The sequence below is a fragment of the Pararobbsia silviterrae genome (genome assembly GCF_003628125.1).
In the GTDB taxonomy this organism is placed as follows: Bacteria; Pseudomonadota; Gammaproteobacteria; order Burkholderiales; family Burkholderiaceae; genus Pararobbsia; species Pararobbsia silviterrae.
Genome location: NZ_RBZU01000007.1, coordinates 144,840 through 166,918, shown reverse-complemented (window position 1 = coordinate 166,918; position 22,079 = coordinate 144,840). Strand labels below are relative to the sequence as shown.

The window sequence follows — 22,079 nt, the reverse complement described above, 5'->3', positions numbered from 1 at the left end:
ATGGGCCGTTCAGGCCGGTTCCATGGCGAGGCGCCATGCGTCGACGAGCGCATCGAGTTCGTGTGCCGTACGGGCGGCGCCGTAGCTGTAGAAATCGGGCCGCACGAGCACGGCGAGCGCGTCGTGCTCGGTCAGATACTTCGCGTACACGCCGTTGACGTCGCGAAAACCGCCGGGACCGAAGTGTGCGACTGTCACGCCTTGCGCGTCGAGTGCGTCGCGATTCTCGCGGCTGAGCGCATCGAGCGCGGCCTGATCGCGCGCGATCAACGCGAAGCCCGCGCCGAAGACGTCGTCGAACAGATCGCACCGGCCCTCGAATTCGACGACGCCTTGCGGCGTCAGCCATCCGCTGCCCGGCGACTGCGCGTCATAAAGCCCCGCGCCGAGCCGCGGCTGCGGCGACGCGGGCGGTGTGAAGCCGGGCATCGCCTGGGCGGCGAGCATGGCCGCGTCGCGCGCGGCCGCCGCCGCGGGATCGGTGATGCAGATGACTTTGCCGAGTTCGATCGAGAAGCCGATCATTTCGCGCACGTGATTCAGGCGCTCGGGCCCGTAGCTGTCGAGCAGACGCTCGCTCGCGGTGCCGCTCAGAATGCCGTCAAGACGCCAGGCGAGCGCGGCAGCATCGCGCAGGCCGCTGCACATGCCCTGGCCCGCGAAAGGCGGCATCAAGTGCGCGGCGTCGCCCGCGAGCAGCACGCGGCCCGCGCGCCAGTCCTTGGCCCAGCGTCCGCGGAACGTATAGACGGCGTGCCGCTCGAGGATCGCGTTGTGCGGCGCGATATCCCATCGTGCGAGCAGATCCCACGCCACGCTGTCCTGGTTCATCTGCTCGGCGGTTTCGCCGGGCAACAGCATGAATTCCCAGCGACGCCTGCCGGGTCCGCCCGGCACGATCGACGTCGGGCGCGCGGGGTCGCAGAGCTGCCACGTCTTGGGCACCCACTCGCGCGGCTCGGTCGGCTTGACGTCGATGACGAGCCAGTCGAACGCAAAGCCCAGATCCTCGAACGCGATGCCGAGCGCCTGACGTACGACCGAATTCGCGCCGTCCGCGCCGACCACATAGCGTGCGCGCACCGTATCGACGTCGCCGCTCGCGGTCCACTTGCCGTTCACGAGCTGTCCGGCCTCAATGTCGATGCGCACGCCGTCGGCGTCCTCGTGCACGGCGGCGGCCGACCAGCCCGAGCGCACGGTCACGTTCGGCAGCCGCCGGACATGGGTATCGAGCACGCGTTCGAGCTCAGGCTGCGCGAACATCGTCGATACGGGCCATCCGCTCGGTCCCGTGCCGCTCCAATTGAAGTCCATGAGCACGTCGTGATTCGCGTTGCGCCATTGATAGCGCTCGGTGGGCTCGACGATGCGCTTGATATCATCCATGACGCCGGAGACCTGAAACAGGCGCGCGATCTCGTGGTCGTAATGAACCGCGCGCGGCAGCGGATAGAGGTCGGGCCAGCGTTCGACGACGGTCACGCGATGTCCCGCGCGGCCGAGCATCAGCGCGAGCAGTTGCCCGGTCGGTCCATAGCCGACGATCGCGACGTCGACAGGGATGTCTGCCTTCATGTCTCCTCCAGAGTCTGCTTTTTTATAATGACAAATCAGTTCAAATTGGAAATCATTGTCAACTTGATGAATCGGTCCATGCAATGGGGGAAACCCGAGGAGGCGTGTTAATGGCCAAGGGTTCGAAGATGCCGCGCGGCGAGGAAGAGGCGGCCGCGGAAGATCATCGCGTGCGGACCGGCGCCGTGCGTCGTGAAGCGACGCGGCGCAAGCTGCTGAGCGCGGCGGTCGAAGTGTTTGCGCAGAAGGGACCGGACGCGGCGTCGATCGACGATTTCCTCGCGGCGGCCGGTGTCGCGCGCGGGACGTTCTACAACTACTTCAAGACGACGAGCGAGCTGCTCGACGCGGTGACCGCGGAACTCAACGACGAGGTGATTCTCGCGATCGAGATGTGCGTCGCGAAGATCGAGAATCCGATCGAACGTGTCTGGACCGGGTGTCTGATCTTTGTCGACATCGCGGTCATGCATCCCGCATGGGGCGCGTTCATCACGCGCACGGGGATCCGCGAGGCCGCGAGCGGGCGTTTGACGAACGTCTATCTGCCGCGCGATCTCGCCGCGGCACGCGAGCGCGGCATCGCGAAGTTCACGAACGTGCGCGCGGCCAAGGACTTGCTGCTCGGCGCCATTCATCAAAGCATCGAGACGGTGCTCGCGGGCGTGGAGCCGGCCGAGCATTCGCGCGCGGTCATGCGGCTCGCATTGAGCGCGCTCGGCGTGCTGAAGTCGACGATCGACCGGCTCGAACGCATGCCGCTGCCCGATATCGCGTTGCCCGACGGCTTGCAATCGCTCGAAGCGGCCGCCGACAAGATACGCGCCTGAGGCATCGGGGGCATCGCGCTCGCGCGCTAGATGAGTCCGTGCCGCTTCAGGCGATACGCGAGTTGCGCGCGTGTGAGACCGAGCTGGCGCGCGGTCTCGGCGACGTTATAGCGATTGGCCGTGAGCGCATTGCGATACGTCGCGATCTCCTTCGCCGAGACGGGCGCGGCGCCGTTCGCGTGTGCGGCCGCGTGGGCGCCGTCGCGTGAGGGGGGCGGCTTGCGCACGGGCGCCTCGTGCGCGGGAACGGACGCCGCGCCCGCCGCCTGCACAAGGCGTCCGCCTTCGTTGACCGAGAGCATCGAAATCTGATGCGCTTCTCCGCCGCGAAACATGTGGTGGACATCGATCGGCTCGCCGGGGCTCACCATGATGACGCCGCGTTCGACAAGGTTCTGCAGCTCGCGGATATTGCCCGGAAAGTCGTACTGCAGCAGCGCCTGCACCGCATGCAGCGTGAAACCCGGGACCGCGCGTCCGTGCTGCTCCGTGTAGCGCCGCAAGAACACGTCCATCAGCAGCGGGATGTCGTCGCGCCGCTCCTTGAGCGGCGGCAGCACGATCGGAAACACATTGAGCCGGAAGAACAAATCCTCGCGAAAGCGTCCGGCCTCGACTTCATGCCGGAGATCGCGATTCGTCGCGGCGACGACGCGCACGTCGACTTCGATTTCGCGCGTGCCGCCGACGCGTTCGATGCGGCGCTCCTGGAGCGCGCGCAAGAGCTTGCCTTGCGCGACGAAGCTCAATTGCGCGATCTCGTCGAGAAACAGCGTACCGCCTTGCGCGCGTTCGAAGCGTCCGGGACGCGAGACCAGCGCGCCCGTAAACGCGCCTTTTTCGACGCCGAACAATTCGGATTCGATCAACGTATCGGGGATTGCCGCGCAATTGACCGCAATGAATGGCGCATTCGCGCGCGGGCTGATCGCATGGAGCGTTTGCGCGAAGCGTTCCTTGCCCGCGCCCGACGGACCCGTGAACAGCACGGTCGCCTGCGTCGAGGCGACGCGTTCGCACAGATGCCGCGCGGCGCTGAAGCTCGACGAAATACCGACGAGTTGCGAGCTTGCCGCATCGGATGCCGCGTGCGGCGCAGGCGTATGCCGCGCGTGGCGATCGGTACGCGGCGTCGTGGCGACAAAGCTTTGCCGGATCTGCATCGCCGATGTATCCGGCACGAAGTAACGCAAGTCCTGTTCGGGATCGTCCCAATGATCGGCGGGGCGTCCGACGATGCGGCAGACGTCGGCGCCGCTCGAACGGCACGCGACTTCGCGATAGATGATCATCTTGCCCATGAACGCGCTCGCGTATCCGCTCGCATAGCCGATCTGCATCCAGCACGCGGGTTCGGCGCCGATGCCGAATGCGGCGATATGTTCGTCGTCCTCGCTCGAGTCGTGCCACAAGTACTCGGCGAAGAAATCGCCGCGCGCGATATCGAATTCGAACTTGATCGTCTCGGGCCGCACGATGCCTTCGAGCTTGTGCATGCGCGGGCCCGCGTGAAACGCATTGGCCGGATCGCTGTCGGGCCATTTCCTCAAGACGAGTTCCGCGTCGCGCGCGCCGGCCGAATATCCGACGCGCGTGAGCAGCGAGCGCGCGTGCTCGTGTCCCATGCTCGCGATGAGCTCGTTGCGGAACGCGCCGAATGTCGAGGCGCGCCAGAGCAGCATGCGTTGATCGTTGAGCCAGATGCGTCCGTCGCCGGGAGAAAACACGAGCGATTCCGTGAGGTCGCGCAGCGTCGGTTGCGCGCCTTCGTCGATGTCCGCGCTCGTGCGGGCCATGGCGGCATGACGTTGGAGTTCGGTCAGCGACAGGCGCGACGGTGTTCTTTTCATGCAGGGGAAACCCTCAAGCCGGATGAGACTTTGATCAAAAAGTGATGATCGATTTTAAATCAATATCGCAGTTTTCGATTCGGGGTAATCACGAGGCGTCTTGCATGAGCACATTGTTTTCATGAGTGAATTTTTCGCGCATGATGCTGGCATCGCGTTTGCGTATATCCGGCCTCATTCCACTCAAATCAAAACGGAGACGGATGTTCATGCTGGACGGCAAAACTCTCATCGTGACCGGCGCGTCGTCGGGTATCGGCGCGGCGACCGCGGCGCTCGTCGCGTCGCAAGGCGCCGATGTCATCTCGGTCGACATCGTCGCGCCGGCGATGCCCGTGGGCCGTTTTATTCAGGCCGATCTCTCGGATCGCGCATCGATCGATCGATTGGTCGCGAGCTTGCCCGACGGGATCGACGGGCTTGCGAACATCGCGGGCCTGCCGCCGACCCGGCCGGCCGCGGACGTCGTGCGCGTCAATCTCGTGGGTCTCAAGTATCTGACCGAAGCGATCGTGCCGAAACTCGCGAACGATGCGTCGATCGTCAATCTCGCCTCGCTCGCGGGTCTCGGATGGCCCGAGGCGACCGAGGCGATTCGCGCGAGCGCAGCGCTCGATTTCGACGGCGTGCCGGCGTTTTGCGATGCGCATGCGATCGAAGGCGCGCGCAGCTATTTCTTCTCCAAAGAGGCCTTGATCGTCTGGACGATGCAGCATCGCTGGACCTGGCGTTCGCGCGGCATCCGCATGAATGCCGTAAGCCCGGGGCCCGTCGATACCCCGATTCTCAAGGATTTCATCGAGACGCTCGGTGCGCGCGCCGAAGAAGACATGCGCACGATGGATCGCCCGGGCAGGCCCGGCGATATCGCGCCCGTCGTGGCGTTTTTGCTTTCCGACGCGTCGGCCTGGATACGCGGGACGAATATTCCGGTCGACGGCGGCATGTTTTCGGATGTGCTGTGCCGGATGCACGGCCTCTGATGCGTCGCTCGATCGTGATCGAGCGAGCGGCACCCTGGCACGATCGCCGTCGTCATGACGGCTCCTTCAACCCTTGCGGACATGGTCGAGTCGCATCGCATCCGTGCGATGCGCAGACCCAAAACGAATGAACGAAATATCCATGCTGATTGGCGGCGAGTCGGTCAAGGCTCGTAACGGAAAGACTTTCACACGCGCGAACCCGCTCGACGGCAGCGTGGCGACGACGGCGCCGGCCGCGTCCCCCGAAGACGCGCAGGCCGCCGTGTCGGCCGCCGCGGCCGCGTTTGAAGGCTGGTCGCGCACAGGCCCGGGCGAACGCCGCGCGCTGTTGAGCAAGGCCGCGCACGCGCTCGAAGCGCGCGGCGCGGATATCGCGGCCGCGATGGCGGCGGAGACGGGCGCATCGGGTCTGTGGGCGGGCTTCAACGTGCACCTCGCGGCGCGGATGCTGCTCGAAGCCGCGTCGCTGACGACGCAGATCAACGGCGAAGTCATTCCGTCGGACGTGCCGGGCAGCCTCGCGATGGCGGTGCGGCAACCGGCCGGCGTCGTCGCGGGTATCGCGCCGTGGAACGCGCCGGTCATTCTCGGCGTGCGCGCGATCGCGGTCCCGCTCGCATGCGGCAATACGGTCGTCTTCAAGGGCAGCGAACTGTGCCCCGCGACGCAAGGCCTGATCGTGCAGGCGCTGCAGGAAGCCGGTTTGCCCAAGGGCGTCGTGAACTTCGTGACGAACGCGCCTGAAGATGCGCCCGCCGTCGTCGAGGCGATGATTGCGCATCCGGCGGTCAAGCGCGTGAACTTCACGGGCTCGACGCACGTCGGCCGCATCATCGCGGGCACCTGTGCGAAGTATCTGAAATCGTCGGTGCTCGAACTCGGCGGCAAGGCCCCGTTCATCGTGCTCGACGACGCGGACATCGATGCGGCCGTCAACGGTGCGGCGTTCGGCGCGTTCGCGAATTCCGGCCAGATCTGCATGTCGACCGAACGCATCATCGTCGACGAACAGGTCGCGGACGCCTTCGTCGCGAAGCTTGCCGCGAAGGCGCAGGCGCTGCCGCTCGGCGATCCGCGCAAGGGGCCGACCGTCCTCGGTTCGGTCGTCGACATGTCGACCGTGCGCCGCTGCAACGAACTCATCGACGATGCGCTCGCCAAGGGCGCGAAGCTCGTGTGCGGCGGCAAGGCCGAAAACACGCTGATGCCCGCGACGCTCATCGATCACGTCACGCCGCAAATGCGTATTTATGCCGAGGAGACTTTTGGTCCCGTCAAGGCCATCGTGCGAGTGAAGGGCGAGGAGGCGGCGGTGGCCTGCGCGAACGACAACGCATTCGGTCTGTCTTCCGCGGTGTTCACGCGCGATACGGCACGCGGCTGGCGCGTCGCGCAGCGCATCGAGGCGGGGATCTGCCACGTCAACGGCCCGACGGTTCACGACGAGGCGCAGATGCCGTTCGGCGGCGTCAAGGGAAGCGGCTGGGGCCGCTTCGGCGGCCGCGCGGGCGTCGAGGCGTTCAGCGAACTCCGGTGGGTCACGCTGCAGACGGCGGAACGGCACTACCCGTTCTGATCGGCTGAAGGCGGCAGCTTACGGGTATCACGCGGCATGCGCGCGGTCGCGCGCATGCCGCGGCGTCGGTCAATACAGTCGGTCAATACAACTACACGGACGGAGACACAGATGACGGACACGAAAAACAGCACCCCTGCCTCGGCAACGCTCGACAGCGCTTCGCGTCGCACCGTACTGGGCGTCGCGGGCGCGACGGGCCTGGCGCTCATGCTGCCGACGCTTGCGCGCGCGCAATCCGCGGGCACGCTCAAAGTCGGTTTCGTGAGCCCGCGCACGGGGCCGCTCGGCAGCTTCGGCGAAGGCGATCCGTATGTGCTCGATCTCGCGCGCAAGTCGCTTGCGAACGGCGTGACGATCGCCGGCAAGAAGTATGCGGTCGAGATTCTCGATCGTGATACGCAGTCGGATCCGGCGCGCGCGAGCCAGCTCGCGAAAACGCTGATCAATAGCGACAAGATCGATCTGATGCTGACGACGTCGACACCCGAGGTCGTCAATCCGGTGTCCGATGCCTGCGAAGCCGCGGGCGTGCCGTGCATCGCGACGGTCATGCCGTGGGAGGCCTGGTATTTCGGCCGCGGCGCGAAGCCGGGCCAGCCGTCGCCGTTCAAATGGAGTTATCTGTTCTCGTTCGGCGTCGCCGACTTCGTCAAGTCGTATCTGTCGCAATGGGCGCAAGTGCCGAACAACAAGAAGGTCGCGGCCCTGTTGCCGAACGACGCGGACGGCAACGCGATTCGCGCGGCGATGCTGCCCGATCTGACCAAGGCGGGTTATACGGTCGTCGACGGCGGCCGCTACGAGACGGGCACGACCGATTTCTCCGCGCAGATCGCGAAGTTCAAGGAAGAGCACTGCGAGATCCTGCTGACGTTCCCGATTCCGCCGGATTTCGCGACGTTCTGGCGTCAATCGGCGCAACAAGGGCTGACCAAGCAGATGAAGGTCGTGCAGGTCGCGAAGACGGGCCTGTTCGCCTCGACGATCGAAGTGCTCGGACCGCTCGGCTACAACATCTCGGTGGCCGCCTACTGGCACAAGAACTTCCCGTACAAGTCGACCTTGACGGGCGTCTCGGGTGTCGAGCTTGCCGATGGCTATGAAAAGGGCACGGGCAAGCAATGGAACCAGCAGCTGGGCGCGACGCTGTCGCTGCTCGACGTCGGTTTCGCGGCGCTGGCCGCGAGTTCGGACCCGCGCGACAAGGCCGCGGTCGCGAAGGCGATCAGCAGCCTCAAGACGCAGACGATGATGGGTCAGATCGACTTTGCGAAGGGCCCGGTGCCGAACGTGTCGCCGACGGCGATGATCGGCGCGCAGTGGATCAAGGCGCCCGCGGGATCGAAGTTCAAGTACGAGTACGTGATCACGGAGAACGCGTCCGATCCGACCGTGCCCGTCGCGCACAAGCTGATTCCGTACGCGTCGTGACGGCGCAGGAGTGTCTTTGAGCACCATGGCAGAGCAGATCCTTCTGAATGCTCAGGGCATCGTCAAGCGATTCGGCGCGCTGACCGTGCTCTCGGGCGTGGACTTCACGGTTCGCGCCGGAGAGGCGGTCGGCATCGTCGGACCGAACGGCGCGGGGAAAACGACGTTGCTCGCGGCGCTGTCGGGGTCGTTCGGCATCTCGGCGGGCACGATCGCGTTGCGCGGCGAGGACATCACGCACGTGAGTGCCGCGCAGCGTTGCCGTCTCGGCATCGCGCGCAGCCATCAGGTTCCGCGTCCGTTCAACGGCATGACGGTCTTCGAGAACGTCCTGACCGCCGCGATGCACGGCGGCGGATTCGGCCGGCAAGAAGCGTATGACCGCAGCCTCGACGCGATCGAACTTTGCGCGATGACGCACGTCGCGAACCGGCGCGCGGAAACGCTCGGGCTGCTCGATCGCAAGCGTCTCGAACTCACGCGCGCGTTGGCGACGAATCCGCAATTGCTGCTGCTCGATGAAATCGGCGGCGGCCTCACGGACGGCGAGGCCGTCGAACTGATCGGCACGATCCAGACGCTGCGCAAGCGCGATATCACGCTCGTCTGGATCGAACATATCGTGCACGTGCTCGTTCAGGTCGTCGAACGCCTGGTCTGCATGGATGCGGGCAAGGTCATCGCGGACGGCACGCCCGATGCGGTGTTGTCCGATGCGGCGGTCGTCAGCGCCTATCTCGGGGGACACGCGGCATGACAGCGCTCAAAGTCAGGGGACTCGAAGCCCAGCACGGTCTGCTCAAGGCCGTGCGCGGCGTCGATCTCGATTTGCAGGACGGCGAGCGTCTCGCACTCGTCGGCGCCAACGGCGCGGGCAAGACGACGCTCTTGCGTACGCTCGCCGGGATTCATCGCGCGTCGGCCGGCACGATCGAATTCGACGGCGTCGACGTCACGTCGACGCCGGCCCATCGGCGCGCATCGATGGGCATCGCGCTCGTGCCCGAGGGCCGGCGCTTGTTCGGTTCGTTGTCGGTCATCGAAAATCTGCGCGTCGCAAGCGCGGCGAACCGCAAGGGCGCATGGAACGTCGATACCGTGCTTGACGCGTTTCCGCAGCTCAAGCCCAAGATCAAAGCGGCGGCCGGATCGTTGTCGGGCGGTCAGCAGCAAGCCGTCGCGATCGGGCGCGCGTTGATGACCAATCCGCGTTTGCTGCTTCTCGACGAAGTCTCGCTCGGTCTGTCGCCCGCGGCCGTGCAGGGCGTCTACGAGTCGCTGGCCACGGTCGTCAAGCAACGCACGACGCTGATCCTCGTCGAACAGGACCTGCAGCGCACGTTCGATTTCGCGGAGCGCATCGTCTGCATGCTCGAAGGCGGCGTCGTCGCCACGGGTCGCACGGATCAGATGACGCGCGACGAAGTCATGGGGTATTACTTCGGCCATCGGGTCCGCAAGGAAAGCGAGGCGCATGCATGAGCTGGTTGAATCAGATTGTTCAGGGTGTCTTGCTTGGCGGGTATTACGCGCTGCTCGCTTGCGGCATTTCGTTCATGTTCGGCGTCATGCGGATCATCAATCTCGCGCATGGCAGTCTCGCGGTCGTCGCGGCCTACGGTGTGTTCTATCTGGCCGACCGCTATGAGCTGAATCCGTTTATCGGGCTCGCGTGCGCGATCCCCGTCATGGCGATCGTCGGCTGGATTCTGCATCGGCTCGTGCTCGAACGCAGCGCGCGCGCCGGCGAACTCGTGCCGATCCTCGCGACGTTCGGCCTCGCCGTCGTGCTCGACAACACCTTGTTCGTTTCGTTCGGCGCCGATACGCGGTCGCTCGCACCGTATATCGACACGCTCGCGTACGACGGCGTCGATATCGCGGGGCTCACGCTCGGGCATCTGTCGTTGCTGACGTTCGGCGTGGCGGTCGTGCTGCTCGGCGGGCTTCAGCTCATGCTCGACCGCACGCCGCTCGGACGCAAGATCCGCGCGGTGGCCGACGATCCCGCGACCGCGCAACTCGTCGGCGTGAACGCCGTCGCGATCAATGCGATCGCCGCGGCGATCGCGATGGCCACGGTCGCGATCGCGGGCGTCTTTCTCGCGATGCGCGCGACGGTCGATCCCTATGCGGGCGGTCCGCAACTGATCTTCGCATTCGAGGCCGTCATGATCGGCGGCATCGGTTCGCTCTGGGGCACGCTCGGCGGCGGTATCGCGCTGGGCGTCGCGCAGAGCATCGGCGCGAAGATTCATAGCCAGGGCTTTCTGATTGCGGGCCACGTGCTGTTCCTGGTCGTGCTGCTGTCGCGCATTGTCCTGAACGGGCGCTCGCTGCGCTCTTTTGTCCGCACTCGTTGACATGATGAATTCGAAATCGACCGCGCCGCGCGCGAACGACGATACGCTGCGCGAAAGCCCCGCGGGCGCGGCGCGCGAGGGCTATGCCATTCATCGCTGGACGCGGACCTCGCGGGCCTCGGTCACGGGACTCGTGCTCGTCCAGTGCGCGCTGATCTTCGCGCCGTGGCTGCTGAGCGCCGAGTTCGTCGATCGGCTCACGATCCTCTTTATCTACGCGATTCTCGCGTTGATGTGGAATGCACTCGCCGGCTATGCGGGACTCGTATCGGTGGGCCAGCAGGCATTCTTCGGACTCGGCGCGTATGCGGCGGTCCGCATCGCGAGCTTCGGGGTCAATCCGTATCTCGCGATCGTGCTCGGAGGGCTCGCGATCGCGCTCGTGTCCGTGCCGATCGCGTCGTTCATGCTCAGACTCGGCGGCGGCGAGTTTGCGATCGGCATGTGGGTCGTTGCGGCGCTCGCGCATTTGCTCGTGAATCTCGATACGCTCGTTCAGGGCGAGACGGGCACTTCGTTGATATCGCTTCAGTCGTATGCGACCGACACACGCCGGATGTTCACGTACTGGCTCGCGCTTGCCTGCATGGCGGGGCTCGGATGGTGCGTGTTCGCGTTGTTGAGGAGCCGGGCCGGCAGCGCGTTGCAGGCGATCCGCGACAACGAGGAGGCCGCCGCATCGATCGGGATTCGCGTGTTTCCGGCCAAGCGCCTGATCTTCGTGCTGTCGGCATTCGGCTGCGCGCTCGCGGGCGCGCTCTGGCTCGCGACGGCGATCACGTTCCAGCCGAACACCTACTTCGGCGTTCAGTGGACGGCATATATGCTGTTCATGGTGCTCGTCGGCGGCATCGGCACGTATGAAGGGCCGATCATCGGCGCGGTCGTCTTCTTTGTCATCGAGACGCTGTTCGGCGGCACCGGCGTCGCCTATCTGATCGGACTCGGCGTCGTCGCGGTACTGTTTGCGCTCGTGTTGCCCAAGGGGATCTGGGGCGCCGTCGAAGCCCGATTCGGCATTCAATTGCTGCCCGTCGGCTATTGGATTCGACGCGGAGACGCACGGCGTTCGTGAGCCGCCGTGCGCATTTATGTCTGCGGACCGGCGTCGCTCGTGCGTGCCTTGAGTTGAAGCGGCCACACTTCCTGCACGAGCGTCGCGGACCGCTGCGCGTTGACGCTCGGCAGCCGGGCCAGCATCGCTTCGCCCATGCGGATGCCGAGTTCGCGCACGGCGATCGAAAAGCCCGTGAGGCGCGGCGATAAATACTCGGGGACTTCGCCCGTCAGCACGCCGCCGCTGATCGCGACGTCCTTGCCGGGCCGCAAGCCGAGTTCGGCGAGCTTGCGATAGGCGCCGATCGCCATGCAGTCGCTCTGAAAAATAATCGCCGTCGGCGGTTCGGCGGACTCAAGCAGCGCGCCCGTCACGCGATAGCCGCCGCGCTCGCTCAATTCGTCATGCCGCGCGAGTGACGCGTCATACGCGATGCCGCAGCGTTTGAGCGCGCGTTGATAGCCGTTCAGATAGACGTGCGCCTGCATCGCATCCTGCCCCGGCATGCCGATCGCGATCCGCGTGTGACCGAAACCGACGAGCCGCTCGATCGCCTGCTCGGCCGCCGTTTCGAAATCGAGGTCGATCCAGGCGTGCTCGCCGCCCGATTCGCTGCGGCCGAACGCGACGAACGGAAAGTTCTTTTCGGCGAGATAGTCGAGCCGCGGATCGTGACGCCGCGTGCCGGAGATGATGACGCCGTCGACCTGCCGGCGTTCGACGATGCGCTTGAGCCGCGTCAGTTCGTCCTCGTCGGTCTTGCTCTGGTACATCGCGAGATCGAGCTGCGATTTCGACAACGACTCCTGGATGCCGTCGGCAAGCGTCAGGAACAGCGAGAGCGTGTAGTTTTCCTCGGGGCTGCGCATCGGCAACATCAATCCGACCGTGTCCAGACGTCCCTTGCGCAGGCTTTCGGCCGCCTTGTTCGGCGAATAGCCGAGTTCGGCCGCGGCTTCGAGCACGCGTTGGCGCGTCGCCGCGCTGACTTCGTCGCTGGCGTTGAGCGCGCGCGAGACCGTCGCGATCGACAGGTTCAGGTGGTTGGCGAGTTTCTTGATGCCCACAGCGACTCCGGAAAGTTCGGCTGGATTATAAACGCGCCCCTCGGGGCCAAGGCCGATTTGCACTTGGCGCCGGCCGAGCACGATTGTTGCGTCGTGCATGCGGGGCCTGTCATTCGCGCGAACAGGCCCTAGAATATCGCCCGACTTGAACTTGCATCGGAGCGTCATCATGGTGAGCCACGCCAAAGAACAGATCGAGACGTATCACGTCCATGTGCGCGGGCGCGTGCAGGGCGTCGGGTACCGGTTTTCGACCGTGCGCCGTGCCCATGAACTCGGCATCGGCGGATGGGTGCAGAACCGCGAGGACGGCACGGTCGAGGCCGTCATCCAAGGGCCGCCCGATCAGGTCGACCGCATGCTCGAATTCATGCGCAAGGGACCGCCCGCGGCGCGCGTGACGGAACTCGAAAGCGAACGCAGCTACGCCGAACGCAAATACGACCGCTTCGAACAGCGTTAAACGCCGCGTGCGCCGAACCTCCTAGACGTCTTGCGCGCGCTTGACGGGTGCATGATCGGCGTCGGCCGGCGCCGTGAGCAAGGCGTCGATGACGGGGTCCGCCGAGTGTTCGGGCGGGACTTCGTCGATCCATGCGCGCAGCAGCGTGAACGTCACGGCGAGAATCACGGGTCCCATGAACAGGCCCACGATGCCGAACGCGAACATGCCGCCGAGCACGCCCGAAAGAATCAGCAGCATCGGCAGATCGACGCCGCGCCGGATCAGCATCGGACGCAGGAAGTTGTCGAGCATCGCGGCGAGCACGGTGATCACGATGAGCACGACGCCCGTCACATGCGCGTCGTGCCAGAACAGATAGACGATGCCGCCGACGAGCGGCGGCAGCGGGCCGATCTGCGCGAGGCAGAGCATCAGCATGATCGCCGTGAGGATGCCCGCGCCGGGCACGCCGCAGATCCACAGACCGATGCCGCCGATCGCCGATTGCGCGATCGCCGTAACGACGATGCCGAGCGCGACGGCGCGGATCGACAGCCCCGTGAGCCGAATCGCCGCCGTGCCGCGTTCACCGGCCGTGCGCGCCGCGAAGCGCATCATGAGGCTCGCCGCGGCCTCGCCGTTCATATAGAGAATGCCCGCGATGATGATCGTGATGCACATATGCACGACGAACGCGCCGACGATGGCCGCATGCCCGAGCATCCAGCGCGCGGCAAGCGTCAGATAGGGTTCGAGCTTTGCGAGCAGGCCGCCGGGGCCCGCATCCGAGAGCTTTTGCCATTCGCTGGCGGCGCGGCTGCCGAGCAGCGGCAGTTTCGCGACCCAGTCGGGCGGCGGCGGCAGCGAATAGGTCGGCAGCGCCTTGATCGAGTCCATGATGTCCGCGGCGTGCTCGGCGAGCGTCGAGATCGCCGAATAGAGCGGCAGGACGATGACGACGACGAGACCCGCGAGCAGGATCGCGGTCGCGAGCCAGCGCCGGTTGCCGAGCCGGTGCTGGAGGCCGAGCATCAGCGGCCAGGTCGCGATGACGATCGTCGCCGCCCAGATCAGGCCCGGTATGAAGGGCCGCATCACATAGAAGCTGCCGGCCGCCAGCGCGGACAGGATCACAATGACCAGCAGATTGCGGGCGAGGTCGATGTTCTGGGCTCGATTCAATATGGGCTCCATGGCGTGAGCGCGCAAGCGTACCGCAACGGCGATCGCGAAATGCGCGGTCTCGATTCTGGCACATCATCGGGTCAATCGATTTGACAACAAGAATAGGCGATGCATCGCGCCTCGGATCGATGCGGTGCGCACCTCGTGTCGATGTATCGAGGCCATTGCTGAGCCCGATGCATTTCACCGTTGCCGATCGCGTACAGGCAGAGCCGTCGAATCGGGCGTACGCTGTGCGCCACACTCAAAACCCACAGGAGACAGCGGTATGGCAAGAATCGTCGTGACGGGCGGAAGCGGCAAACTCGGCCGCGCATGTGTGCGCGATCTGCTCGAACATGGGTACGATGTCGTCAACGTCGATACGGTATTGCCCGCGCAGCGCGTGTGCCCGTTCGTCAAAGCCGATCTCGAGGACCTCGGGCAGACGCTGGAAGTGCTCTCGCAGATCGACGACCGGTTCGACGGTGTCGACGGCGTGGTCCACCTCGCGGCGATTCCGGCGCCCGGGCTGCAAACGAACGCGGTGATTTTCCGCACGAACGCGATCACGACCTATAACGTGTTCGAGGCAGCTCGGCGGCTCAAGATTCGCAATGTCGTCTGGGCGTCGAGCGAGACGCTGCTCGGCCTGCCGCTCGATATCCCGCCGCAACGGATTCCGATCGACGAGGCATGCGATGCGCGTCCCGAGTCGGCGTATTCGCTGTCGAAACTCGTCGGCGAAGAAATCGCGAAGCAGTTCGCGCGCTGGGATCCCGAGCTCAAGATCCTTGGCCTGCGGTTTTCGAACGTCATGGAGCCGGCCGATTACGCGGCCTTTCCGTTCGATGCCGACCCGGCCTCGCGCAAATGGAATCTCTGGGGCTATATCGACGCGCGCGACGGCGCGCAGGCGATCCGCCGCGCGCTCGAAGCCGACGTCAAGGGCGCCGATCATTTCATCATTGCCAATGCCGATACGGTCATGACGCGGTCGAACCGCGAACTCGTCGCGGCGTTCTTCCCGTCGGTGCCGTTCAGCGAGCCGTCAGGCCCGAACGACACATTGTTGTCGATCGACAAGGCGCGGCGCGTGCTCGGCTTCGCACCGCAATTCAGTTGGCGAGACCCGGCCTCGCGTTAAATCGCGCGCTCAATCTCGTGTTAGCACGCGTGTTAAACCCCGCGCTTTAGCGCGCGTCAATGCGCGCCAAGATCGCGCAACGGATGAGCATCGGGCGACCACGGCGAGGTCATGAAATGCTCGATGCGCTCGCGCGAGACCGCGTCGAGCGTGGCAGGATCCCACTTCGGCGCGCGGTCCTTGTCGACGAGGTGGGCGCGAACGCCTTCGCGAAAATCGCCTTCCTCGATCGAGCGGATCACGATGCCCATTTCCATCCGGAAGCTGTCCGCGAGCGTCATCCCGCGGCCGCGAAGCAGGGCCTCGCGCGTGACATGGATCATCGTCGGCGAGTACGCGGTCAGCGCACTGAGCGTTGCATCGAGCCAATCGCGTTCGGCCTGTGCGGCTGTGTCGTCGGGCAAGGCTCGACGCGCGGCGCGCAGCGATTCGACGATGGCCTGCGGCGACCGGTCGCTTCGAAAATGTTCGGCAATCCAGGCGTGTTGACGCGCGATCGGCGCGTGCGCGGCCTGCGATGACGCGGCGTGCCCGGATGTCGATGCCGACGGTGCGCAGGCGTGTTGGAGCGCGGCGCGCAGTGCGTCGAATGACGGCGTGCCCGACGTATCGATGCGGGCGAGGCGCGCATCGAGGCCTGATGGATGGCCGGAATTGAGATCTGAATCAAGGCCTGAATCGTGGCCCGCAAGCGTGTCATGTGGGACGCAGACGTCGGCGAGACCGCATGCGAGCGCGTCCGGGCCGCTGAGCGTGACGCCCGTGAGGCCGACATACAGCGCGGTTTCGATGGGCATGGCCGCGAGAAAATGCGTCGCGCCGACGTCGGGCACGAGACCGATTTTCGTCTCGGGCATCGCGATCCGGCTACGGTCGGTCGCGACGCGTAACGACGCGCCTTGCGCGAGCCCCATGCCGCCGCCCATCGTGACGGCATCCATGATCGCGACAACGGGTTTGGGAAAGCGATGGATCGCGAAATCGAGCCGGTATTCGTCGGCGAAGTAACGTTCGAGATCCGCGCGCGTATCGTGACCCGGGCGTAAGAGGGCGCGTACGTCGCCGCCCGCGCAGAACGCCTTGTCGAGCGCGCTGTCGAGGACGACGGCAACGATGTCCGGATCGGCGCGGCATTGTTCGAGCCGTGCGGCGATCGCATGGATCATCGGCAAATCGAGCGCGTTGAGTGCGGCCGGGCGATTCAGCGTGATGCGCGCGATGCGATCGATCGTCCGGAACAGAACGGTCGGGATATCGGCGCGATGGGGCGATGCGAGGTGCGATGTGCCGGTGTCGGGCGATACGCTCATGTCGACGTGCGCGGGGGCGGCCCGCTCGCTCAATGAAGTCCGAGCATTATCGTATCGATCGATGCGCGTGTCGTGCGCGAGGCGCAAGCGATCGGCAGATCGCTAACGGTGAACAAGCACAAACGACGAGCAAACACGAACAGCACGCAAATCGTTAACGATAGGCGTGCAAAAACACCTCGCACGTTTCACGTGCAGGTCAATGCGTTTTCAAGCAGCAAATCGCGTTGTTCGCGGTCTGAATCGAAATCCAGCGGAATCGCGCGATACATGAAGCACGGCAGGTCAGGGCAACGTCATCGGGGCCGAAACTCGGCAACAGTGCGATCGGCACCCGGACCTTTAGCGTGACAGGGCGTCACGCCCATGCATCGGACCGGCTCATGCCGGACCGTATGCATCGAAACGCTGTGCTTAGTAGAGCTTCTTCGGCAGCTGATCGCGGCGCAGACGCTTGCGCAGGCGGGCGACGGCAGCAGCCTTCTTGCGCTTGCGCTCGGTCGTCGGCTTTTCGTATGCGGTACGTGCGCGCAGTTCGGTGATCAGGCCATTGCGTTCGATGGTACGGCGGAAACGGCGCAGTGCTACGTCAAACGGCTCATTTTCCTTGATGTGGATGGTTGTCATGCAATCCTTCGGTTTGATGTCAGAGTGTGCAGCGAATTGCGCCATGCAATCCGTCGTAGTCATCCGCCAGTCATGCATCGCGGAGACGAGAACGCGCAGTATACACGCGTCAGCCGTCCGGCTAGCGCTTTATGCAAGCCAGAACGTCATAAAACTCAAGTTTTTGAGCCATTTACGACAACGCGAACGGCTCCGGTCCTCAAAATCGTGTCGATCCGCCGCGATCGAACGGGATCATACGACTGATCGAAACAATCCTGGGGAACCTAACAAAACCGGCTCGACGTATCGAACCGGCGCCGCATTGTCGCAGATTCGGGCGCGTTCGTAAAATCCGATCTTTCGTCTCAATGACGAAAGAGGCCGATTGCCCCCTGATTGCTTTCTATTTGCTTTCGATATTGTCCCGCAGCGGTGCTCAGTCCTCTGTGTCGAATAGCAGTGCGCGGCCGCTCGTCATATCGCGCAAGGCGTCGCGTGCCTCGGACAGCGCCGCGACGGGCAGCCGAATGCGCATGCGCACGCGCATCCCGTACGCTGCATCGGCCAGTTCGTAGGCGCCTTGTTCGATCCAGCGGCGAATCAGCGTCTCGTCCGCATAGTCGATCTCGACGTCGATGTCGCCAAGCGGGATGCGTTCGACGCGCTCGGCACGCTGCATCGCACTCGCGATCGCGTCGGTGTACGCGCGCACGAGCCCGCCGGCACCGAGCTTGATGCCGCCGTAATAGCGAATGACCGCCGCGAGCACGCCGTCGACATCGTGATGTCTGAGCACTTCGAGAATGGGTCGACCCGCGGTCCCCGACGGCTCGCCGTCGTCGGACATGCCCGATTGCCCGCCCGCGAGCAGGGCCCAGCAGATATGTGTGGCGCCCGCATGCGCGGCGCGCAATGCATCGAGCTCGGCCATGGCCGCGACACGGTCTTCGACCGGAATCGCCAGGCCGATAAAGCGGCTTTTGCGGATGTCGATTTCGACGCTGACGCGGTCGCGGAGAGTGAAGGTCGGCAAAGCGGGATGAGGGGGCGATTCAAGGCAGCGCGACTATAAACGAAATCGGCGCCGCCGCCATGCGGCGCCCGATGATCGTTTGCGTTCGAACGCCGATATGCGTCGACTGCGGACTATCCGTCGCGCTGCGCGCGATAGATGTCGGCACTTTCAAGAATGTGCGTCGGATATCCGTGCAGCGCGACGGCGATCATCGCCTTGCCGACCTGTTCGGTCGTGCTGATGCGTTCGGGGAACAGCGCGCGAAGCACGCCGATCAGCGGCCCCGTTATCGTATAGAGCGTTTGATAAAGCGCGGTTTTCGAGCGAATGCCGTGCAGAGGCTGGATTGCGCCGGGCCGGAACATATAGGCGGCCTTGAACGGCAAACCGAGCAAGGCATTCTCCGTGCGTCCCTTGACGCGCGCCCACATGGATCGTCCGTGTTCCGTGCTATCCGTACCTGCGCCGGATACATACACGAAGGTCATCGCAGGGTTCAGGCGCGCGAGCGTTTCGGCGGCGGCGAGCGTGAGCGTATAGGTCAGGCGCGCATAGTCGCGTTCGTTCATCCGTGCCGACGAGACGCCCAGGCAAAAGAAGCACGCGTCATAGCCCGAGAGCAGATCGTCGAGTTCCGAGTAGTCGAACAAGCTCGGCTGGACGTATTGCTCGAGTTTCGGGTCGTGCTGTTCGGTCGCTTGCCGACCGACGGTCAGCACGCGTGTGACGCGTGCGTCGAGCAGGCATTCGCGAAGCACGCCTTGTCCGACCATACCGGTCGCACCGAAAATAATGACGTTCATGGTCTGCCGAGGCCCCGAGACTGGATGTTGGACATGGTGGGTCATTGTTGAGCACGCGCGCGCGATTTGCAAAGCCGGCCGTCGCGGTGCGTGTCGAGCTCGGCGACGTGCCGCATGGCGTCGTGCATGATCCTCTGCGTCGGACGTCTGCCGCCGCGCATCGGATGCGGACCGCGCGTCACGATCGCACTCAAATGGAATGACGCATGTTTACCTATGTGACGTTGGGCAGCAACGATATCGAGCGGTCGATCCGATTCTACGATCCCGTGATGGCGTCGCTCGGCCATCGCCGATGCCACGAGGGCGGCGTAACCGATTTATTTGAATGGGCGGGGTGGGGCACATTTGAAGACGGTCAGGTCATCGAGCTCGCGCTCTGGCTCGTCAAACCATTCGATGGCGGAGCCGCGACGGCAGGCAACGGCGCGATGATCGCGTTCGATGCGCGCACGCGCGCCGATGTCGATGCGTTTCATCGCGCCGCGCTCGAATCGGGTGGGGTATCGGAGGGCGAGCCCGGCGTGCGGCCCCACTACGGCCCCACGTTTTACGCCGCGTATGTGCGCGACCCGGACGGCAATAAGTTGGCCGCGGTGTGTCGAACCGCCGTTTGAATGCGTGCGGACGCGGGCGCAGCCTCGTAGTGCGCGCGCCCGATCGGAACCGATGCGTCCCGTTTAGCCGGCTCGGGCAGGCCTGAGATCGAGGGTTATCGTGTATTGAGCGGTAAGCGCGCGCGTATCGCGCCCCGATTAATTCGATGTCGATCCTAAGATTGACTTAAGAATCGCGCAGCACACTGGGTCCTGCAGCTTCCCCTGTGCTGCGAGTGTGCTTTCGGGGCCGTCCGTGAACGGCCCCCTTTTTTTGCCTGTGCATTTTGAATGTGCGCCTTGACGAGCGCAGGCACGAGCCTTCTTTAGCGGCTTCGATACGGCGGTCGCGCCTCGATAGCGCGCGACTCGACGCTGTGTGCGGCAGGCATATTCGAATTCGCGAGTCCGGCAAGCGCAAGGCATGCGACACGCGCGGGCGCGATCCGCACTCAGCGCGGACGATCTTTAAGCGAATCGGGTACGGCCGTTAAGTGAATCGGTTCGACCTTTTAAGCGACGACGACCCATTACGCCTAAAACGCCTAAAACGCCTAAAACGCCTAAAACGCCTAAAACGCCTAAAACGCCTAAAACGCCTAAAGAGCGCGCTAAGCATTGCTCTCGGCGGTATGCGTTCGACTGAAGGGATCGATGGCGCGACCCCGCCGCGCGCGGGCGGGGCGCATTGGAAAGGGACTTTACTTGGCGGGGCTGGCCGGCGACGTTGCGTCGGCTTCCGCCGTCACGACGTTCGAAGCAGGACTCGCTGTCGCCGCCGCGCCGTTTTCCACTGTCGATGCGGGCGCCGGAGCCGTCTCGGTAGCGGGTGTCGCCGAGGGCGACGTCGACGGAGCGGGCGCGGGCGATGCCGCCGGCGTGGCGGCAGGCGATGTATTCGATGTCGTCACAGGCTCGGTGACGGGGCTCGCGGTCGGCGCTGTCGGAGCCGCAACGGCAACGGCCGCGCTCGACGTGTTTGATGTGCTCGATGCGCCTGATGCGCCCGAAGTACCTGACGTGCTCGATGTGCCGGATGCGCCTGATGCGGTCGATGTACCGGATGTGCTCGACGTACCGGACGGGCTCGCAGGCGCGACATTGGCAGCCTGCGCCGGTTTCGCGGCGACCGCCACAGACGTCGCCGCGCTCGGCGCGGCTGCTTCTTGCGGTGCGATCGATGTCGGGGTGGATGTCGGGGTGGATGTCGCCACGGCCGTGGGGGCGGCGGCAGGCACCGTCGCGGCTTGGGCGGACGCCACGGGTTGAACGACGCTTTGCGACGACGGGCCGGCACCGGCTGCCGGGCTCGGCGTCGCCTGGCTCGTTGTATCGTGAGCCGCATGCGCGCTGCCTTCGGCGGCGTGCGGCGGCTTGACGGGGTCCGGCATCGGCGGCGGCGGCGTCACGGGTTTGACGGGCGCGGGCTTTTCAGGCGCCGTATCGATGTAGTACTTGACGAGGTTGAAGAACCGGTCATAGAACACGCCCGCCGGGATCGTCTCGCTGGCGATCTTGACCATCGAGTCGTCGCTCGATCCGATCGGCAGCGACACGGACCCGAGCACGCTGAGTCCGACACTCGCCGACGTGCTTGTCTTCTTGAGCGTATAGCGATCCTGCACGGCGCTCACATAGGCCGTGCTGTTCGGGCTGTCGGGATCGTCCGAGGTGCAGACCACGTGGAATTCGATGGTCACGTGCGAATCGGCGTCGGGCTGGAAATTCTTCGAGCCGTCGATGAGGTCGAACCGTGTCGACGTCGTCATATAGCCCTGGCTCAGCAACGCACGTCGCGCGGCCTGGCAGGTCGCGGCCGCGCCAACATTGAAGTTCCGCGCGAACGGACTCGCTTTCGAGTCGAACTGCTCGCTCTGATAAAGCGGCTTGGGTGTCGAACATCCCGCGAGCGCGGTCAGCACCCCCCACGACAACGCGACCCACGCCAACGACGACATCCCGGATTTGATCTGCATAAGCGAATTCAGTAACAGCCAGACTGACCTAGACCGATCCGATCGCTCAACGTGCGATCTCGCGTGCAAATAGGTCGCGCGCTCGTGCGCCGAAGCTTACATTTAGCTCGCAAGCACGGTCATGTATCGGCGCGGCAATTATAGTTTTTTTCGAATCCGCTGCCTTCTTTAATGTGCAGTGCATCATCTCTCGGCGTCTTACTTCAGACGTAAAGGCTGCCGCTCTCGCGAACAAGCGCGGCAAGCCTGACCGATTCGCACGCATGCCGCGCA

General features: G+C 64.7%; 20 protein-coding genes. 11 read left to right on the top strand and 9 right to left on the bottom strand.

The window, feature by feature from the left end; all coding sequences use genetic code 11:
* Positions 1 to 9: 9 nt before the first annotated feature.
* A complete protein-coding gene (gene mhpA / locus D7S86_RS16730; protein ID WP_121087993.1) occupies positions 10 to 1,578 on the bottom strand; it encodes a bifunctional 3-(3-hydroxy-phenyl)propionate/3-hydroxycinnamic acid hydroxylase MhpA in 1,569 nt (522 codons plus the stop codon).
* Positions 1,579 to 1,688: 110 nt separating this feature from the next.
* On the opposite strand from mhpA, the gene D7S86_RS16725 reads away from it, so the two are divergent.
* Positions 1,689 to 2,408: a TetR/AcrR family transcriptional regulator gene (locus D7S86_RS16725; protein ID WP_158602000.1), complete on the top strand. Its 720-nt coding sequence runs from the start codon at positions 1,689 to 1,691 to the stop codon at positions 2,406 to 2,408.
* 26 nt (positions 2,409 to 2,434) lie between these two features.
* On the opposite strand, the gene D7S86_RS16720 is transcribed toward D7S86_RS16725, so the two are convergent.
* Positions 2,435 to 4,258: a sigma-54-dependent Fis family transcriptional regulator gene (locus D7S86_RS16720; protein WP_121087991.1), complete on the bottom strand. Its 1,824-nt coding sequence runs from the start codon at positions 4,256 to 4,258 to the stop codon at positions 2,435 to 2,437.
* Between the two features lie 209 nt (positions 4,259 to 4,467).
* Here D7S86_RS16720 and D7S86_RS16715 point away from each other — a divergent pair, with 209 nt between their 5' ends.
* From D7S86_RS16715 to D7S86_RS16685, 7 genes are all read left to right on the top strand, one after another.
* Positions 4,468 to 5,241, top strand: a complete 774-nt coding sequence (locus D7S86_RS16715) for a coniferyl-alcohol dehydrogenase (protein WP_121088123.1) — start codon at positions 4,468 to 4,470, stop codon at positions 5,239 to 5,241.
* 127 nt (positions 5,242 to 5,368) lie between these two features.
* Positions 5,369 to 6,820, top strand: coding sequence for an aldehyde dehydrogenase (locus tag D7S86_RS16710; RefSeq protein ID WP_121087990.1), 1,452 nt, complete (start codon positions 5,369 to 5,371; stop codon positions 6,818 to 6,820).
* A 111-nt stretch (positions 6,821 to 6,931) separates the two neighbouring features.
* A complete protein-coding gene (locus tag D7S86_RS16705; protein WP_121087989.1) occupies positions 6,932 to 8,254 on the top strand; it encodes an ABC transporter substrate-binding protein in 1,323 nt (440 codons plus the stop codon).
* Positions 8,255 to 8,279: 25 nt separating this feature from the next.
* Entirely contained in the window at positions 8,280 to 9,011 is a 732-nt protein-coding gene (locus D7S86_RS16700; RefSeq protein ID WP_121087988.1) for an ABC transporter ATP-binding protein, read from the top strand.
* A complete protein-coding gene (locus D7S86_RS16695; protein WP_121087987.1) occupies positions 9,008 to 9,736 on the top strand; it encodes an ABC transporter ATP-binding protein in 729 nt (242 codons plus the stop codon). The genes D7S86_RS16700 and D7S86_RS16695 overlap by 4 nt, the downstream gene beginning before the upstream one ends.
* Positions 9,733 to 10,617, top strand: a complete 885-nt coding sequence (locus D7S86_RS16690; RefSeq protein WP_121087986.1) for a branched-chain amino acid ABC transporter permease — start codon at positions 9,733 to 9,735, stop codon at positions 10,615 to 10,617. Before D7S86_RS16695 ends, D7S86_RS16690 begins: the two co-directional genes overlap by 4 nt.
* Before the next feature lie 4 nt (positions 10,618 to 10,621).
* Entirely contained in the window at positions 10,622 to 11,692 is a 1,071-nt protein-coding gene (locus D7S86_RS16685; protein ID WP_121088122.1) for a branched-chain amino acid ABC transporter permease, read from the top strand.
* A gap of 14 nt (positions 11,693 to 11,706) precedes the next feature.
* Here D7S86_RS16685 and D7S86_RS16680 read toward each other — a convergent pair whose 3' ends face one another.
* Positions 11,707 to 12,741 carry a substrate-binding domain-containing protein gene (locus tag D7S86_RS16680; RefSeq protein ID WP_158601999.1) on the bottom strand — a complete coding sequence of 345 codons (1,035 nt, stop codon included), beginning with the start codon at positions 12,739 to 12,741 and terminating at the stop codon, positions 11,707 to 11,709.
* 169 nt (positions 12,742 to 12,910) lie between these two features.
* Between D7S86_RS16680 and D7S86_RS16675 the strand changes: the two genes are divergently transcribed.
* On the top strand, positions 12,911 to 13,204 hold the full coding sequence (locus D7S86_RS16675) for an acylphosphatase (protein ID WP_121087984.1): 294 nt from the start codon (positions 12,911 to 12,913) through the stop codon (positions 13,202 to 13,204).
* 21 nt (positions 13,205 to 13,225) lie between these two features.
* Here the strand turns inward: D7S86_RS16675 and ydiK are convergent, their stop codons facing one another.
* Positions 13,226 to 14,368 (bottom strand): AI-2E family transporter YdiK, encoded by a 1,143-nt coding sequence (gene ydiK, locus D7S86_RS16670; protein WP_240648224.1) that lies wholly within the window; start codon positions 14,366 to 14,368, stop codon positions 13,226 to 13,228.
* Positions 14,369 to 14,639: 271 nt separating this feature from the next.
* Here ydiK and D7S86_RS16665 point away from each other — a divergent pair, with 271 nt between their 5' ends.
* Positions 14,640 to 15,497 carry an NAD-dependent epimerase/dehydratase family protein gene (locus tag D7S86_RS16665; protein ID WP_121087982.1) on the top strand — a complete coding sequence of 286 codons (858 nt, stop codon included), beginning with the start codon at positions 14,640 to 14,642 and terminating at the stop codon, positions 15,495 to 15,497.
* A gap of 56 nt (positions 15,498 to 15,553) precedes the next feature.
* On the opposite strand, the gene D7S86_RS16660 is transcribed toward D7S86_RS16665, so the two are convergent.
* From D7S86_RS16660 to D7S86_RS16645, 4 genes are all read right to left on the bottom strand, one after another.
* A complete protein-coding gene (locus D7S86_RS16660; RefSeq protein WP_121088121.1) occupies positions 15,554 to 16,807 on the bottom strand; it encodes an enoyl-CoA hydratase/isomerase family protein in 1,254 nt (417 codons plus the stop codon).
* Positions 16,808 to 17,221: 414 nt separating this feature from the next.
* Positions 17,222 to 17,434, bottom strand: coding sequence for a 30S ribosomal protein S21 (gene rpsU, locus D7S86_RS16655; protein ID WP_121087981.1), 213 nt, complete (start codon positions 17,432 to 17,434; stop codon positions 17,222 to 17,224).
* A 418-nt stretch (positions 17,435 to 17,852) separates the two neighbouring features.
* On the bottom strand, positions 17,853 to 18,449 hold the full coding sequence (locus tag D7S86_RS16650; RefSeq protein ID WP_121087980.1) for an IMPACT family protein: 597 nt from the start codon (positions 18,447 to 18,449) through the stop codon (positions 17,853 to 17,855).
* A gap of 113 nt (positions 18,450 to 18,562) precedes the next feature.
* Entirely contained in the window at positions 18,563 to 19,234 is a 672-nt protein-coding gene (locus D7S86_RS16645) for an NAD-dependent epimerase/dehydratase family protein (protein ID WP_121087979.1), read from the bottom strand.
* A 206-nt stretch (positions 19,235 to 19,440) separates the two neighbouring features.
* On the opposite strand from D7S86_RS16645, the gene D7S86_RS16640 reads away from it, so the two are divergent.
* Positions 19,441 to 19,851 carry a VOC family protein gene (locus tag D7S86_RS16640; protein WP_121087978.1) on the top strand — a complete coding sequence of 137 codons (411 nt, stop codon included), beginning with the start codon at positions 19,441 to 19,443 and terminating at the stop codon, positions 19,849 to 19,851.
* Between the two features lie 680 nt (positions 19,852 to 20,531).
* On the opposite strand, the gene D7S86_RS30440 is transcribed toward D7S86_RS16640, so the two are convergent.
* Positions 20,532 to 21,806: a DUF2242 domain-containing protein gene (locus D7S86_RS30440; protein ID WP_121087977.1), complete on the bottom strand. Its 1,275-nt coding sequence runs from the start codon at positions 21,804 to 21,806 to the stop codon at positions 20,532 to 20,534.
* Positions 21,807 to 22,079: the final 273 nt, after the last annotated feature.

Bases quoted from the DNA above. Each gene is read 5' to 3' on its own strand.
- mhpA (WP_121087993.1), bottom strand. From the start codon at position 1,578: ATGAAGGCAGACATCCCTGTCGACGTCGCGATCGTCGGCTATGGACCG.
- D7S86_RS16725 (WP_158602000.1), top strand. From the start codon at position 1,689: ATGGCCAAGGGTTCGAAGATGCCGCGCGGCGAGGAAGAGGCGGCCGCG.
- D7S86_RS16720 (WP_121087991.1), bottom strand. From the start codon at position 4,258: ATGAAAAGAACACCGTCGCGCCTGTCGCTGACCGAACTCCAACGTCAT.
- D7S86_RS16715 (WP_121088123.1), top strand. From the start codon at position 4,468: ATGCTGGACGGCAAAACTCTCATCGTGACCGGCGCGTCGTCGGGTATC.
- D7S86_RS16710 (WP_121087990.1), top strand. From the start codon at position 5,369: ATGAACGAAATATCCATGCTGATTGGCGGCGAGTCGGTCAAGGCTCGT.
- D7S86_RS16705 (WP_121087989.1), top strand. From the start codon at position 6,932: ATGACGGACACGAAAAACAGCACCCCTGCCTCGGCAACGCTCGACAGC.
- D7S86_RS16700 (WP_121087988.1), top strand. From the start codon at position 8,280: ATGGCAGAGCAGATCCTTCTGAATGCTCAGGGCATCGTCAAGCGATTC.
- D7S86_RS16695 (WP_121087987.1), top strand. From the start codon at position 9,008: ATGACAGCGCTCAAAGTCAGGGGACTCGAAGCCCAGCACGGTCTGCTC.
- D7S86_RS16690 (WP_121087986.1), top strand. From the start codon at position 9,733: ATGAGCTGGTTGAATCAGATTGTTCAGGGTGTCTTGCTTGGCGGGTAT.
- D7S86_RS16685 (WP_121088122.1), top strand. From the start codon at position 10,622: ATGAATTCGAAATCGACCGCGCCGCGCGCGAACGACGATACGCTGCGC.
- D7S86_RS16675 (WP_121087984.1), top strand. From the start codon at position 12,911: ATGGTGAGCCACGCCAAAGAACAGATCGAGACGTATCACGTCCATGTG.
- D7S86_RS16665 (WP_121087982.1), top strand. From the start codon at position 14,640: ATGGCAAGAATCGTCGTGACGGGCGGAAGCGGCAAACTCGGCCGCGCA.
- D7S86_RS16660 (WP_121088121.1), bottom strand. From the start codon at position 16,807: ATGAGCGTATCGCCCGACACCGGCACATCGCACCTCGCATCGCCCCAT.
- rpsU (WP_121087981.1), bottom strand. From the start codon at position 17,434: ATGACAACCATCCACATCAAGGAAAATGAGCCGTTTGACGTAGCACTG.
- D7S86_RS16645 (WP_121087979.1), bottom strand. From the start codon at position 19,234: ATGAACGTCATTATTTTCGGTGCGACCGGTATGGTCGGACAAGGCGTG.
- D7S86_RS16640 (WP_121087978.1), top strand. From the start codon at position 19,441: ATGTTTACCTATGTGACGTTGGGCAGCAACGATATCGAGCGGTCGATC.
- D7S86_RS30440 (WP_121087977.1), bottom strand. From the start codon at position 21,806: ATGCAGATCAAATCCGGGATGTCGTCGTTGGCGTGGGTCGCGTTGTCG.